This is a genomic window from Bacteroides fragilis NCTC 9343, from assembly GCF_000025985.1.
GTDB classification, from domain to species: domain Bacteria; phylum Bacteroidota; class Bacteroidia; order Bacteroidales; family Bacteroidaceae; genus Bacteroides; species Bacteroides fragilis.
On record NC_003228.3, the window covers coordinates 158,711 to 174,794 of the forward strand.

General features: G+C 45.6%; 10 protein-coding genes. 3 read left to right on the forward strand and 7 right to left on the reverse strand.

Translation table 11 applies throughout. The features are described 5' to 3' along the window. Window positions 1-135 precede the first annotated feature (135 nt). Window positions 136-777, forward strand: coding sequence for a carbohydrate-binding family 9-like protein (locus BF9343_RS00685; RefSeq protein WP_005783784.1), 642 nt, complete (start codon window positions 136-138; stop codon window positions 775-777). Between the two features lie 101 nt (window positions 778-878). Here the strand turns inward: BF9343_RS00685 and lpxA are convergent, their stop codons facing one another. From lpxA to BF9343_RS00710, 5 genes are all read right to left on the reverse strand, one after another. Next, entirely contained in the window at window positions 879-1,649 is a 771-nt protein-coding gene (lpxA, locus tag BF9343_RS00690) for an acyl-ACP--UDP-N-acetylglucosamine O-acyltransferase (protein ID WP_005783787.1), read from the reverse strand. 19 nt (window positions 1,650-1,668) lie between these two features. Continuing rightward, a complete protein-coding gene (locus BF9343_RS00695) occupies window positions 1,669-3,060 on the reverse strand; it encodes an efflux transporter outer membrane subunit (protein ID WP_005783789.1) in 1,392 nt (463 codons plus the stop codon). A 16-nt stretch (window positions 3,061-3,076) separates the two neighbouring features. Next, complete coding sequence (locus BF9343_RS00700; protein WP_005783792.1) at window positions 3,077-6,280, reverse strand: efflux RND transporter permease subunit; 3,204 nt, start codon at window positions 6,278-6,280, stop codon at window positions 3,077-3,079. Window positions 6,281-6,304: 24 nt separating this feature from the next. Beyond that, the gene (locus tag BF9343_RS00705; RefSeq protein ID WP_005783796.1) at window positions 6,305-7,459 is read right to left on the reverse strand and encodes an efflux RND transporter periplasmic adaptor subunit; all 1,155 of its coding nucleotides are present in this window, start codon (window positions 7,457-7,459) and stop codon (window positions 6,305-6,307) included. A 308-nt stretch (window positions 7,460-7,767) separates the two neighbouring features. Continuing rightward, window positions 7,768-10,872: a glycoside hydrolase family 2 TIM barrel-domain containing protein gene (locus BF9343_RS00710; protein ID WP_008657952.1), complete on the reverse strand. Its 3,105-nt coding sequence runs from the start codon at window positions 10,870-10,872 to the stop codon at window positions 7,768-7,770. Between the two features lie 105 nt (window positions 10,873-10,977). On the opposite strand from BF9343_RS00710, the gene BF9343_RS00715 reads away from it, so the two are divergent. Continuing rightward, the gene (locus tag BF9343_RS00715; RefSeq protein ID WP_005796864.1) at window positions 10,978-12,897 is read left to right on the forward strand and encodes an Ig-like domain-containing protein; all 1,920 of its coding nucleotides are present in this window, start codon (window positions 10,978-10,980) and stop codon (window positions 12,895-12,897) included. Beyond that, the gene (locus tag BF9343_RS00720) at window positions 12,836-13,714 is read left to right on the forward strand and encodes a DUF3108 domain-containing protein (protein ID WP_008769176.1); all 879 of its coding nucleotides are present in this window, start codon (window positions 12,836-12,838) and stop codon (window positions 13,712-13,714) included. Before BF9343_RS00715 ends, BF9343_RS00720 begins: the two co-directional genes overlap by 62 nt. Here BF9343_RS00720 and BF9343_RS00725 read toward each other — a convergent pair. Both BF9343_RS00725 and cysS read right to left on the reverse strand, forming a co-directional pair. After that, window positions 13,704-14,108, reverse strand: coding sequence for a PaaI family thioesterase (locus BF9343_RS00725; protein ID WP_005779558.1), 405 nt, complete (start codon window positions 14,106-14,108; stop codon window positions 13,704-13,706). The two genes, BF9343_RS00720 and BF9343_RS00725, sit on opposite strands and share 11 nt — an antisense overlap. 110 nt (window positions 14,109-14,218) lie before the next feature. Continuing rightward, window positions 14,219-15,694, reverse strand: coding sequence for a cysteine--tRNA ligase (gene cysS, locus BF9343_RS00730; RefSeq protein WP_005801929.1), 1,476 nt, complete (start codon window positions 15,692-15,694; stop codon window positions 14,219-14,221). Window positions 15,695-16,084 lie beyond the last annotated feature (390 nt).

The following is a 16,084-nucleotide window of genomic DNA, read 5'->3' on the forward strand; positions in this document are numbered from 1 at the left end:
GAAATCATCTGACTGACCATAAAAAAGGAGATCCGAAAGTAAACGTTTTCGGGAAAGGTTGTAAAATAGCATCGGATGGAGAACGGAATACTGAAATAAAGTATATATTTTTGCAAGATAAAAATAGAATAGACCATGAAAGTAAAGAAGATCAGTATTGCTAATGTGGAGGTCGATGCACTTCCCGAATTACTGGATAAAGAAAAGATCGGTTTCCAACCCATTGATAATGTGAATTGGGAAGCCTACCCTTATCGTCCGAAAGTGGAGTTCCGTATAGCACATAGCGATGATGCTGTTTTGTTACACTTCAATGTAAAAGAGGCCAGTGTACGGGCCAAGTATGGAGAAGACGATGGCTCCGTATGGACTGATTCCTGTGTGGAGTTTTTCTCTGTACCTGCCGGTGACGGTATCTATTATAACATCGAATGCAACTGTATCGGAACCATTCTTATTGGTGCAGGAGCAGAACGCAACAACCGTGAACGCGCTTCTCGGGAAGTGACAGATCAGGTGAAACGTTGGGCCAGTCTGGGACGCCAGCCTTTCGATGAACGTATCGGTGAGTGCAACTGGGAGGTGGCATTGGTGATTCCATATACAGCTTTCTTCAAACATCACATTACCTCTTTGGACGGGAAAACAATCACAGCCAACTTCTATAAATGTGGCGACGAACTGCAAACTCCGCATTTCCTCTCATGGAATCCGATCAAAATAGAAAAGCCGGATTTTCACCGTCCCGACTTCTTCGGTACGTTGGAATTTGAATAGTCTGTGATGAACCTGCCTCTAAAGGGCCTCGATACTACTAAAAAAGGTGTAGCCTTCTTTCTGAGATGGCTACACCTTCTTTTATAAGCAGAGAATGGTTTCTATTTTACGATTCCACGCTTAGACTCTTTGACAAAAGCCACTATATTCTCTATCTCTTCGCTCATGGGAACCTGGTCTATAATTTTTTGCACTGCATCCTGCAGGCTGAAGTTTCCCTGATAGATCAGGCGATAAGCATTGGCTATGTGGCGTAGAACTCTTTCGCTCGTATTTTTATGTTGTTGCAATACTACGGCATTTACTCCGTGATATTCTACCGGGTTACCGGCCATAATGCTGTATGGGGGCACATCTTTTGAAATACGGCAACCGCTCTGTACCAATGTCCATTGTCCCACATGACAATATTGATGGAGGGTAACATTGCCACTCAGGATGACACAATCATCCAAGGTACATTCTCCGGCGATGGTGGTGCCGATACCGGCTACACAATTATCTCCGATTTGTACATCGTGACAAATGTGGACTTTATCCATCAAGAAATTGCCATTGCCTATTTTGGTAGCATTCCCACCGAAAGTAGCCCGACTGATAACTACGTTTTCGCGGATATGGTTGTTATCCCCGATAATCAGTGAACTTTCTTCTCCTTTGTAGTGGAAATCCTGTGGTTCTGCTCCTAATACGGCATGTTGATATACTTTATTACCTTTTCCCAGCCGTGTACCATTCAGCACACTGGCATAGGGCATAATGATACAGTCGTCCCCTATTTCGACATTATCTTCAATGTAAGCAAACGGTTGAATGATCACATTCTTTCCGATTTTTGCCCCGGGGGCTATCGATGCTAATGGACTAATCATAATTGTATTGTATTTAAAGTTAATCTTCTCTTCCGCCGCCCAATGCCTGATAGAGGCTCACTACAGCCTGCATCCGGTCGAAGGTGTCGTTTACCTGAGATAAACGGGCACTGAGCAAAGACTGTTCGGCCGACAATACCTCCAGATAAGTAGACGTCCCTAATTTAAACAATTCTTTTGTATATTCGGATGCTTTTTCTGAAGATTCTACCTGTAATTTGCGGGAAGCAGTTTTTTCAGAAGCACTCTGATATTGATACAATGCATTGCTTACTTCACTTCCGGCATTCAACAAACTCTGCTGGAAGGCCAGTTTAGCCTCTTCCTGTTGTGCCTTGGCTATCTTCAGGCGGGCAATGTTTGCACCACGGTAGAAGAGAGGCTGGGTAAGCGAACCAAGTACAGAGGCAAGCAGTTTACCAGGATTGATAATGGCACTACCGGCGCTATTGGTCCAACCGGCCGAGCCGCTGATAGTGATTTGCGGATAGAAGGCGGCACGGGCCGAATTTGCATTGTAGTAAGTACCGGCCAATGCCATTTCGGCTGCTTTCACATCCGGACGGTTAGAGAGTAGTTGCAAAGGAACGCCCACTGAGAAATCTTCAGGTAATTGCTGCTCTTCCAGAACCCCCCGTTTGATAGTCTGTGGTGCTTGTGCCAATAGCATGGACATAGCGTTCTCAGCTTCACGGATACTCTTCTGGATAGCCGGAATAGACGCCAGTACTTGTGCATAGGCAGCCTTGCTTTGTTCCACCCCTGCAGAGGTAGTGTTGAACATAGCCGCATCTTTCATTGCCTGCATGGTTTCAACATTACGCTTCATGATGTCGGCAGTCTGTTCGGTAATATCGAGCTGACGGTCGAGCATCAATAAGGTGTAATAGGTATTGGCAATGCCCGAAATGATCTGAGTCTGTACAGCCTGACGATATGCTTTGGTTTGCAACAATGTTACTTGTGCACCGCGTTTGGCATTCAGCAACTTGCCGAATAGATCGATCTCCCAGCTGGCTGTTGCCGGCAACGAATAGGTTTTGGTTGCGGCATGCTTATCAAAGCTGCTGATGGTTCCTTGTGGTGACAATCCGAGTGAAGGAGCGTAAGCCAGACGGGCTGACATCAGTGATGCCTGTGCCTCTTTCACTTTCAGCGCAGCAGTCAGCAGATCTGTATTGTGGGTTAATCCCTGTTCGATTAACGCTTGCAGTTGAGGATCGGTGAAGACCTCTCTCCAAGGCAGATTTCCGAAGTTGACAGTATCGGATACCAGTGTATCGGCAACAGATACTGTGTCCCGGTAAAGACCGGAGGCTTCAATATCTTTAGGTCTGTCATATGATTTGTAGATGTGGCAGCTGCTCAAGAGAGCAGTTGCACACAACATACCTATAATTTGTTTCTTCATATTCTTTTCTTTATTCCTATTTAGCGTATTGTTCAATTTCTGTTTCTGCATCCGTATTATCGATGTCTTCCCATTCAATAGGTTTCACCTTCTCTTGTAGATACTGGAAGATAACGAACAAAGCAGGAACCACGAATATCTGGCATATCATACCGATAAACATACCGCCTACCGCAGCCGTACCCAAAGCACGGTTACCATTGGCACCTACGCCCATGGCAAACATCAAAGGCAACAGGCCGACAACCATGGCCAATGAAGTCATCAGGATCGGGCGGAGACGGGCACCTGCACCCAATACGGCAGCCCAAGTGATACTCATACCCATCTTACGACGGTCGAGAGCAAACTCTACAATTAGGATGGCGTTCTTTGCCAACAGACCCATCAACATGATCAATGCGATCTGCATATAAATGTTGTTGGTAGCTGCTCCCAGTATCGGAAGGACATTGTTTGCCAATCCCATCAGGTGGGCGAAAATGAAGCTACCTGCCAGACCGAACGGTATAGAAAGCAGTACGGCAAACGGAAGAATATAACTTTCGTATTGTGCACTCAGCAACAGATAAACAAATACGAAGCAGAGGACGAAGATCATCGCAGTAGTACTGCCGCTCGAACTTTGTTCTTCACGCGTCATACCCGAGAATTCATATCCGTATCCGGTAGGCAACGTCTGTTCTGCCACTTCCTGCATGGCTTGGATGGCCTGACCAGAACTGTATCCGTCAGCCGGCGAACCATTGATAGTCATTGCCGTAAACATGTTGAAACGCTTGATATTGTCCGGTCCGTAAATACGTTTAACGCTCATAAACTGAGTGATAGGAGCCATCTCGTTGCCGTTGCGTACTTTAACCGAGTTCAGTGACTCCAGATTGGTACGGCTGTTCGGATCGGCCTGAATCATTACACGGTACATCTTACCGAACCGGTTGAAGTTGGACGAATATAGACCACCGTAATATCCTTGCAGGGTAGTAAGGATGTCGCTCGGAGACAATCCGGCCTTCTTACAAGCAGCGGCATCGATATCGATCATGTACTGCGGGAAGTTCGGGTTGAACGAAGTCTGTGCCGACTGAATTTCGGGACGTGCCTGTAGCTTGGTGATAAAGTCCTGAGCTACTTCATAGAATTTATCCAGACTACCGCCTGTCTTATCCTGTAAGTTCATTTCGAAACCGTTGGATACACTGTAACCCGGAATCATAGGGGGAGCGAATAACAGTACGCGGGCGTCTTTAATCACTTCACGGGCTTTCAGATACAGCATACCTGAAACGAAGTCAGAACGTTGAGCGATGGAACGCTCATCCCAGTTCTTCATTTTACAGATAAATGAACCGTAGCTGGGACCCTGACCGGCGATAAAGCTATAACCGGCGATCATGGTACGGCTTTCGATAGCCGGGTCGGAGGCCAGTAGGCTATCTACCTGCCACATCACTTCCTGAGTGCGTTCCAGTGAGCTTCCGGGAGGCATATCGACTACTGCCATAATCGTTCCTGTATCTTCATTCGGTACCAAACCGGTCGGAGTCACTTTCATCAGGAAGATGAGCAGTGCGAAACCCACTACTACGGAGCCGATGGTCAGCACCGGTTTCTGGATGAAGAAGAGAACACGTTTTTTATATTTCTTCAATACTGTGTCATAAGCAGCATTGAACGAAGCATGGAAACGGCTTGCCAAAGTCGATTTCTTTTTAGCATCAGGATCGTGGGGTTTCAGTAAGATGGCGCACAATGCAGGACTCAGTGTCAAGGCATTTACTGCCGACAAGGCAATAGCGATAGCCATAGTCAGACCAAACTGACGGTAGAATGTACCGGAAGTACCGGTCATAAAGCTTACCGGAATAAACACGGACATCATAACCAATGTAATGGAGACGATAGCGCCACCCAATTCGTTCATGGCGTCGATGGAAGCTAACCGAGCTGATTTATAGCCTTGGTCGAGCTTGGCATGGACACCCTCGACGACGACGATGGCATCGTCCACCACTATGGCAATGGCGAGTACCATGGCACAGAGGGTAAGCAAGTTGATACTGAATCCGATGATGTAAAGCACAAAGAATGTACCGATCAATGCTACCGGGATCGCGATGGCCGGAATCAGTGTCGAGCGTAGATCCTGCAAGAAAATGTAAACCACGATAAATACCAAGATAAAGGCTTCAATCAAAGTCTTTACAACTTCGTGGATAGAAGCAAACAAGAAGTCGTTGGCATTTTGTGAGATATTTACTTTAACTCCCGGCGGGAAAGTCGATTCTGATTTTTCAAGCAAGTCGAGGATGTCATTGATGATGGCAGTCGCATTCGAACCGGCTGTCTGGAATACGATAACCGTTACGGCAGGGTGACCATTTACGTTGTTAGAGAATCCGTATGTCAGACGACCTAACTCGATTGTGGCAATATCTTTCAATCGGAGCACCTGCCCGTCAGAATTGGCACGGATCACGATGTTCTCAAACTCTTCCTGGCTCTGCAGACGTCCTTTATAACGCAGCGTATATTGGAAAGTCTGTTTGCCCTGTTCACCAAATGAACCCGGAGCAGCCTCGATATTCTGTTCGGCCAATGCTGCCGAAACATCGGTAGGCATCAGGTGATATTGGGCCATTACGTCCGGTTTCAACCAGATACGCATAGAATAGTCTGCACCGAGCACCATGGCGTCACCTACACCCGGTACACGTTGAACTTCCGGTACGAGATTGATTTTAGCATAGTTCTCAAGGAATTCGTTATCATATTTGTCATCCGAACTATACAGGGAGAATACCAGCAACATACTGGTTTGTCGTTTTGAGGTAATCACACCTACCTTGGTTACTTCGGCCGGCAACAGACCCTGTGCTTTGGCTACACGGTTCTGTACGTTTACGGCAGCCATATCCGGGTCCGTACCCTGTTTAAAGTAAACCTCGATAGAGGCCTCTCCGGTATTGGTGGCAGTAGAAGTCATGTACATCATGTTTTCTACACCGTTGATCTGCTCCTCCAACGGAGCAATCACACTGTTTAATACAGTTTGTGCATTGGCTCCCTGATACGTCGTGTTGACACGTACAGTAGGAGGGGCAATATCCGGATACTGGGAGATAGGCAGCGACAGCAGGCCTAACACACCCAGAATCACTATCACGATGGAGATAACCGTTGATAGTACCGGACGATTAATAAATCTATCTAATTTCATATTCTGCTTTTTGAGTTAACTCGTTTACTGATTTTTGCGTTCTTCCAAAGCTGCTTTAAAGCGTTCGGCCGATTCCTGCTGGGTGAGCGGCTTGATAGTAGCACCGTCTTTCAGGGTGCTGACGTTTTCGACAACGATTTTGTCGCCGGCTTTCAGTCCTGCAGTGACTACATAGTTTTGTCCATCGTTGAGATTTAATATTTCTATTTCGGTATTTTTCACAGTGTTATCCGGCTGGAGCAGATATACGAATTTCTTATCCTGTATTTCGTAAGTTGCTTTTTGAGGGATAACGATTACATTCTCCTTGCTATAAGGAATCTGGATGTTACCGGTACCGCCTGTTCTCAACAGATGTCCGTGATTCGGGAAAGTGGCACGCATGCTTACAGCACCTGTGTTTTGGTCGATGACTCCGCTTACCGTCTCTATTTTACCGCTATCGGCATACAACGTTCCGTCAGCCAATGTCAGTTGAACAGCCGGGAAGCTATTCAGAAATTCAGTCTGAGAACCGTCCTGACGGATCAGGTTCAGTAATTCCTTTTCTGTCAGTGAAAAGTAAACGTACATCTGAGTGATGTCCGAGATCACAGTGAGAGGTGACGGGCTTGAAGCGCTTACCAAGCTACCTACACGGTAAGGGATTGTTCCGGCTACACCGTCCGAAGGGCTTGTTACGCGTGTGTATGCCAGATTTTGGTTAGCGCTGATCAGCTGGGCTTCGGCAGATGCCAATTGAGCTTTTGCAGATGCAAGTGTATTTTCAGCCATTTCCAAATCATAGTCGCTGATGATGTTTTTCTTGTTTAATTCACGTTTGTTTTTTACAGTGATTTCCTGAGTAGAAACATTCGCTTTAGCTGTGGCTACAGCGGCTTTTGCTGCACGGGCGGCAGATTCATACTGCACCGGATCGATGACGAACAGTACCTGTCCTTTTTTGACCATAGATCCTTCATCAATATTCAGTTTAGTGATAAACCCGGAAACCTGCGGGCGGATTTCGATATCCTGTTTACCCTTGATTGTGGCCGGATAGGAGCTTTTCAGATTGACAGTGGTGGGCTGCAATGTCTCTACTGCACATTCGGGAGTTCCTCCCATGTTGAAGCCCTTTTTGCCGCAACCCGACAACAAGGCTAAACAAAATGCAAACAAAACAATTTTACTTTTCATACCTTCTTTATATTCAATTTTTAATGATGTTCATTTTGTGGCAAAGTGGTTTATCGTGATAACCTTATCAGGTATAGGTGAAAACTGATTACCCTTAATTAGTTTTCCGCGACAAAAGTACTCTTTATTTTCTATACCGTTGTTTTTTAATATCTGTTTTTAACGATGTTTTTCTCTAATTAATATAGGTGTAAAGCTCAAAATTACTTCAGATGGGTGCGAAACAGGCGGGGGCAGAAAAAAGATGATAAAAAAACAGTGATCCGGAAAATTCCGGACCACTGTCCCTGTTGTCATGGAATCTTGTTTCACATATTCACTTTGTGGCGTACGGGGGTCAGGATGAAACTGAATTCATAATCCTGATAAGGTACACGGTATTTCTCCAGTGGAAGTGTTCCCCAACTGTTGACACATCCCAGACCCATCTGTACTTTATCGATGCAAAGGTTAGTGAAAGGAGCTTTCGCTACTTCAGGAGAGTGGCGTTGGTCTTTTTGTACTCCGTCATCCAAAGACTCGATGCTATAGTTCAAGGCAGAGGCGGAGAAAGGAGCGTCACCTACAAACTGCAGACCGTTTCCGCTGATATTCAATACTCTCCACCAGCGCAAATCGGTTTTGGTACCGGTTTCTTGCGGACGGATGTACGGGTAGAACTGTTCGGCAACTGTCTGGCGATATTTGCCAATTAAAGTAGAGTGATTGCGGTCGGCATAATTTTCAACCGGACCACGGCCATAATATTCCACTTCATTGAAGTTTTCGGGCATTTGCATTTGCATGCCGAAACGGAACATATCAGAAACCTTTTCTTCTTTGCCGGCTTCCATCTTTTGAGTTACTTTGACCGCTCCCTCATTGTTGATAACATAAGTCAGGAATAGTTTTCCTTTTACAGCTTTCATTTCATATTCAGCCTGAACGATTGCCTGTTCGTTTTCGATACTTTGTTTCAATGAAGTCAACTTCAGTCCCGGATTTTTCCAGACAGCATACCGGTGCTGTAATCCTGCTCCATAATCATTATCGGTAGGAGCACGCCAGAAGTTAGGAGTCAGTTGAGCTCCCGGATTTAATAATTGCATACCATCTGCTTCGTAACGAGAGAGATATCCATTGTGCTTATTGAATTCGATTATGAAGTTTTCGCCTTCTACAATCAGATAATTATGGTCGTTGTCCTTAATGACCGGTACGACAATGTCAAGATTAGATGCTTTCTGGTTCTTTAATTCCAATGCTTTGGCTGTATACGGACGGATAGTCAGCTGGTCATATGCTACTGTACTTCCTGCCGGCATCAGTGTTTCGGCAGCTTTCAACTTATAAGTTACGTTGAGCAACAACTCTTTACATGGACAGATCTTTTCCGTATTCAGATTCAGTTTGAGAGTCGCTGTTTGTTGGGGAGCCACGTTCAGGTCCTGAACGACTCCGGTTTGCATTACTTCACCGTTTGCCAGTAATTGCCACTCCATATAATAAGCGGACAAATCCCGGAAGAAGTTTTCGTTATATACCTTTATTTCTCCCTTTGACAGATCGCCGGGAGTAGTCCAGATTGACTGGTAGAAGTATCCCACTTCATGGGCATGCGGGTTGGGGCGACGGTCGGGGCTGATCAGTCCGTTGTCGTTAAAATTATTGTCCGAAGCATCGTATTTATTGAAGTCACCGCCATATCCGTAGATGTCTATTCCATCCTTATTTTTCCAATGGTTCGACTGGTCTACAAAGTCCCAGATAAAACCTCCCTGATATTTGGGATATTTGCGTATCAGATCCCAATACTCTTTGAAGCCCCCTTGCGAGTTACCCATAGCATGAGCATATTCACATTGGATCAAAGGTTTGTCTATATTGCCTTCGCTGTACTTCTTGCAGGCGTCATAATCGTAATACATCGGGCAGAAAATGTCTGTAAATTCATTGGTACCCGCCTGCTCATATTGTACGGCGCGTGTTTTGTCCTCGTTTTTGATCCATGTATAGCACTGTTCGAAGTTCGGGCCGTATCCGGCTTCGTTTCCTAATGACCAGAAAATGATGGAAGGATGGTTATACCCTCTCTGTACATTGCGTTGGTTGCGTTCCATGTGTGCTTTTTTGTAAGATGGATTTTTGGCAAGTGTTTCTTTGCCATATCCCATTCCGTGCGACTCGATATTGGCCTCTGCCACTACATAGATACCGTATTGGTCGCAAAGGTCATACCACAGATTGTCGTCCGGATAGTGACAGGTACGTACCGCGTTAATGTTCAGCTGCTTCATACGCAGAATATCTTGCAGCATGCGTTCACGGGAAACCACGTATCCTCCGTCCGGATCCATTTCGTGGCGGTCGGCACCTTTAAAGAGCACCGGTTGCCCGTTCACCAGTATCTGTCCGCCCTTCAATTCAATTTTGCGGAAACCTACTTTTACCGGGATCACTTCCAGCGTGTTGCTGCCGTTTTTCAGGGTTGCAGTCAGTGTATATAAGTTGGGTGTTTCTGCTGTCCATTTTTCAGGATTGCTCACGTCCATGACAACAGACTTTTGTCCATTTCCGTTAACCTGTGCCGTAGCAACACTTTTTCCTGCCGGATCTGTCAGGTTCAACTCTACTGTTCCGCTTCCGTTCAGATTGAGTGCCACGTTCAATGTACCGTTTGTATAATTGCTGTCCAAGTCGGGAGTTACACGGATATCTTGAATATATTTTTTATTGCGGCTGTACAAATAGCAGTTACGTCCCACTCCCGAGTAGCGGAAAAAGTCCTGATCTTCCAGGTACGTACCGTCACACCAGCGGAATACCTGAAACGCAATCAGGTTCTTGCCCGGTTTCAGATATTTGGTCAGGTTAAATTCAGCTTCCAGTTTACTGTCTTCGCTATATCCCACATATTTACCGTTGACCCATAGATACATGTTTGAAGTGACCGAACCAAAGTGGGCGAATATTTCTTTTCCTGACCATTCGGCAGGAATAATGATTTCTTTCCGATACGATCCTACATGGTTGTTTTCTATGGGCACATAAGGAGGATTGTTTTTGTATTGGCTTCTCCAGGCGTAACCTACGTTGACATAAATCGGATCACCGTATCCGTTCATTTCCCAAACACCGGGGACTTTCATCTGTCCCCAACCTTTATCATTATAGTCTGTCCGGTAGAAGTCGGTCGGTCGAGCATCTGCATTTTTCACCCAGTTGAATTTCCAGATGCCATTCAGGGTCATAAAGTTGCTTGAGTTTTCCTTATCGGCTTTTGCGGCTTCTTCACTTGAAGAGTAAGCAAAGTAATTGGTGTGCATCGGTGCACGGTTTACCGCATTAATTTCGGGGTTTTTCCATTCGTCATGTTGAGCCATGGTCGCCAGGCTACACATCGCCAGGCAGCAAGTCAGCAGTTGTCTTTTCATGGGGTTAATCTTATTAGGTTTGTAAATTGTTGGTCAAAGATACGTTTTTTGTCTTGTCGGACAGAGTCTTTTTGGATAAATTAGTGTAAAGTATAGCATTAATTAATGGATAAGGCTTATTTTTGCAGCATGTTAAAAGACAATATATATAGAAAAAAACGACTCATCCGTAGTCTGTTGGGAGTTGCTGCTCTGGTAGCTACCCTTTATTCTTGTGCCAGTATGGGACGTCCGGATGGGGGACCTTTTGATGAAACTCCACCCCGCTTCATCGGCAGTACGCCGGCAGCAGGAGCCGTAAATACTAAAAAGTCAAAGATTGTCCTTGATTTCGATGAGTTTATTAAACTTGAAAAGGCCAGTGAAAAGGTAGTGGTTTCGCCTCCCCAGTTGCAACAACCGGAGATTAAACCCGGAGGGAAGCGGATTACTGTAAACCTGCTCGACTCTTTGAAGCCCAATACCACCTATACAATCGATTTTTCGGATGCGATCGTCGATAACAACGAGGGCAATCCGCTCGGTAATTTTGCGTTTACATTCTCTACAGGGGCCTCTATTGATACAATGGAGGTATCGGGCACCTTGCTTGAAGCTTCTGATCTGGAACCCATTAAAGGTATGTTGGTGGGACTACATTCCAACCTGAATGACTCGGCTTTTACCAAACTTCCTTTTGATCGTGTAGCTCGTACCGATAGTCGTGGACACTTCACGATTCGTGGGATTGCACCGGGCAAATATCGTATTTTCGGTTTAATGGATGCCGATCAGAATTTCTTCTATAACCAAAAAGGTGAAGCGGTGGCTTTCAATGACTCGCTGATTATTCCCCGCTTCGAAGAGCGGATACGCCAGGATACTGCCTGGGTCGATTCACTGACCATCGATACGATTGTTGAGCAGAAATATACCTACTTCCTGCCCGATAATATTGTGCTTCGCTCATTTAAAAAGCCTTCTGTTTCACAATACCTGGTTAAGAGCGAACGCCTTACTCCGAATAAATTTTCTTTGTATTTTTCGGCTCCGGCAGATTCTTTGCCTGTGTTGAAAGGCTTGAATTTCGACGAGAAGGATGCTTTTGTGATAGAAAAGACATTCCGCAACGACACTATTCATTATTGGATACGCGACTCTTTGCTTTATCAGCAAGATACACTTACGTTGAGCCTGAACTATTTGTACACTGATACGTTAAATCAATTAGTTCCTCGTACGGATACGCTAAGGTTGGCCGCAAAGAAAGTGAAGAAAGAAGAGCCTAAAAAGAAAAAGAAGAAAGACGATGAGCCGGAACCGACTAAGTTCTTGTCGGTAAACACACACGCTCCTTCGTCTATGGACGTGTTCGATTATATCACCATGACTTTTGAAGAACCGGTAGCCCGCTTTGACAGTGCGGCTATTCATCTTCGCCAGAAAGTAGATACGATATGGACCGACGTTCCTTTTGAGTTCGAACATGATTCGCTCGATGTGCGCCGCTATAACCTCTATTATGATTGGGAACCCGGAGGCGAGTATGAATTTGCCGTCGATTCCACAGCTTTTCATGGCATTTACGGGCTGTTTACCGATAAGATAAAGCAAGCCTTCAAGGTTCGTCAGATCGAAGAATACGGTAATGTGTTCCTCAACATAACCGGAGCAGATTCTATCGCTTTTGTCGAACTGTTGGATAATCAGGATAAAGTTCTTCGCAGGCGTCCGGTGATTGACGGGAGAGCGGAGTTTTACTATCTGAATCCCGGCAAATACGGAGCCCGGTTGGTAAACGATACCAATGGCAACGGAGTGTGGGATGCCGGTGACTATGAGAAGGGCATACAGCCTGAGATGGTATACTATTATCCGCATATTATTGAATTTAAAGCAAACTGGGATGCTACTCAGGACTGGAATGTGACAGCTGTGCCTCTGGATAAGCAAAAGCCGGACGAACTTAAAAAACAGAAACCAGATGAAGATAAGAAGAAAAAGACCCGAGATAGTCAAAACGCAAACCGTAGCCGCCGCAATTAGGCGGAAAGAGTGGATATGTCTTATTATCGCCCTGCTTTTTGCTTTCCCATCATCGGGCAATGCCCAGTGTGAAGCAAAGAACGATGCGTTTAAGTCCGGTGAGCACGTCATGTACGAACTTTATTTCAACTGGAAATTCATTTGGAAGAAAGTGGGACTTGCCAGCCTTACCACTAACTCGACGACTTATCACTCCGAGCCGGCCTATCGGGTCAATTTATTGGCCATTAGCAGTAAAGAGGCCGACTTCTTCTTTAAGATGCGGGATACGCTGACAAGCGTCATGACTGAAAAGCTGGAACCCCGCTATTTTCGGAAGGGAGCCGAAGAAGGAAAACGTTATACCGTCGATGAAGCCCGTTTCTCGTTTCGGAACGGCATGTGTTATGTCAATCAAAAACGGGTGCGTAAAGACGGGAGTATCACCGAGACGGAGCAAAGTGACAATCGTTGTATCTATGATATGCTTACTATTCTGGCGCAGGCCCGTTCGTTCGATCCAAAGGAATATACCATCGGTCAACGTATCCAGTTCCCGATGGCGACGGGGCGTAGAGTAGAAGAACAGACCCTGATTTACCGGGGAATTAAGAAGATTACTGCCGAGAATGATACTACCTATCGCTGCCTGATATTCTCACTCGTGGAATATAATAAAAAGGGAAAGGAGAAAGAGGTCATAACGTTCTATGTGACGGACGACCGGAATCACCTTCCGGTACGTCTGGATATGCACCTTAACTTTGGTTCGGCCAAGGCATTCCTGAAGAGTGTCAGTGGTTACCGACATCCTCAGACTTCTATTGTCACAAAGTGAACGGAACTTCGTCTTTTTTGCGGAATACGCTCGACTCGAAGGTAGCTATCAGTCTGCCTTCCTGATCGGTTACATCTATCTGATAATAACCTGTGCTGCGTCCGGTATAGCGTTCGCGTGCTTCGGCATAGAGTGTGTCTCCGGGGCCGCTGGCGCGCAAGAAAGTGATATTGGAAGAGAGCGAAAAGGCCAATGTGCCATGTGAGTTAGCTGCTGCCGCAAGTGCCAGATCGGCTAAAGTAAAGATGGCGCCTCCCTGTGTCCGTTGTCCCGCATTCAGATGTTCGGGTTTTATTTCCAGTTTTGCTTTGCTGTATCCTTCTCGTATCTCGATCAGCTCTACACCCGCATTGGTGGCAAACAGGTCGTTTTTGAAAAATTCTTGTGCTGTCATTTTTATATCTGTTCTGAATTAGCCACAGAGGACGCGGAGCATACAAAGCTATTACTTTGTTCCCTCCGCATCCTCTGTGATGTTTTCTAAATACAACTTTCTGAAGCTTTTTATTTATTCAGTTTCCACTCAAATCCGTCCTTAGTATCTTTAATTTCGAATCCCAATGCAGTCAGTTCGTTACGGATCAAGTCACTGGTTGCCCAGTCTTTGTTGGCTTTTGCCTTCACACGTTGTTCCAGCAACATATCGACCACTTTTCCATAAGCGGCTTCACGTCCGTCCGACGAACCGATTTCTTCTTTCAGACCCAGGATATCGAAGCAGAATGTATGGAATACTTCTTTCAGGTCTTTCAGGTCATCGGCAGAAATGGTGTTGTTGCCGGCAATGATATTATTGATCATCTTGGCTCCGTCAAAGAGATGTGAAATCACAATCGGAGTATTCAGGTCATCGTTCATTGCTTCAAAACACTTCGTGCGCAAGCTTTTTACATCGACGTTCGAAGTAGCTGCGGGAGTGATTTTTTCCAGACTGTCTACTGCTTCCATCAGTCGGCTCAGTCCCTTTTCTGCTGCTTGCAAGGCTTCGTTGCTGAAATCCACCGGACTGCGGTAGTGTGCCTGCAAGATAAAGAAACGTATGGTCATCGGGCTGTAAGCCTGAGTCAGCAATTTGTGCGAGCCGCTGAAGAATTCATCCAGCGTGATGAAGTTTCCGAGACTCTTGCCCATCTTGGTGCCGTTGATGGTGATCATGTTGTTGTGCATCCAATAGTGAACCATATCGTCACCCTGTGAAGCTACCGACTGTGCGATTTCACATTCGTGGTGCGGGAAGATAAGGTCCATGCCTCCTCCGTGAATGTCGAAGTGTTCGCCCAGATACTTACGTCCCATAGCTGTACACTCGGCATGCCAGCCGGGGAAACCGTCACCCCATGGTGAAGGCCAGCGCATGATATGTTCCGGTTGTGCCCGTTTCCAAAGAGCAAAGTCGGCAGGATTATGTTTTTCTTCCTGGCCGTCCAGCTCGCGGGTTGTATTCAGTACATCGTCCAGGTTACGTCCCGAGAGTTTGCCATAATGGTAGTCTTTATTGTATTTGGCTACATCGAAATATACCGAACCCTGGCTTTCGTATGCATAGCCGGCATCCAGAATCTTTTTTACCAATTCTATCTGTTCGATGATATGTCCCGAGGCATGTGGCTCAATGCTGGGGGGAAGTACGTTCAGTGCCTCCATGGCTTTATGATACCGGTTCAGGTAGTATTGCACTACTTCCATGGGTTCCAATTGTTCCAGACGGGCTTTCTTGGCAATCTTATCTTCGCCTTCATCTGCGTCATGTTCCAGGTGGCCTACGTCGGTAATGTTACGCACGTATCGCACTTTATAACCCAGCCGGGTGAGATAACGGAAAAGTACGTCGAACGTGATGGCCGGACGGGCATGTCCCAGATGTGCATCGCCATATACCGTCGGTCCGCAGACATACATGCCCACATGTGGAGCGTGCAAAGGCACAAACAGCTCTTTTTTTCTATCTAAAGTGTTGTAAATCGTCAGTTGATGTTCCATAACGTTTGAGATTTATTCTGTTTTAAACCACAAAGTTAGAATAAATAATTTGAATTGGGACGTGTTCTGCCGGATTATTCTCTGTAAGTATATGTGTCTGATGTAAGATCGGGCCACTCATACGAAAAATGCATTCCGATCTTCCATCTTCCACCTTTTTCTGTTTACTTATCTAATTATCAACGAAATGAATGGGTGGAAGATAGCGTTTTCAAGCCGTTTATCTTCCACTTTCATCTTCCATCTTCCACCCACTGTTTTTGATGGATAAGGTATTGATCTGTAATTGTATATAGCGTGCTATCTATCTGTTTATGCCGTTTAAAGCATTTCCTTTTCCTTAGTATCTTTAGTGAAAATGGTCCGGACTTTATCTCGTCCCGCATGTCT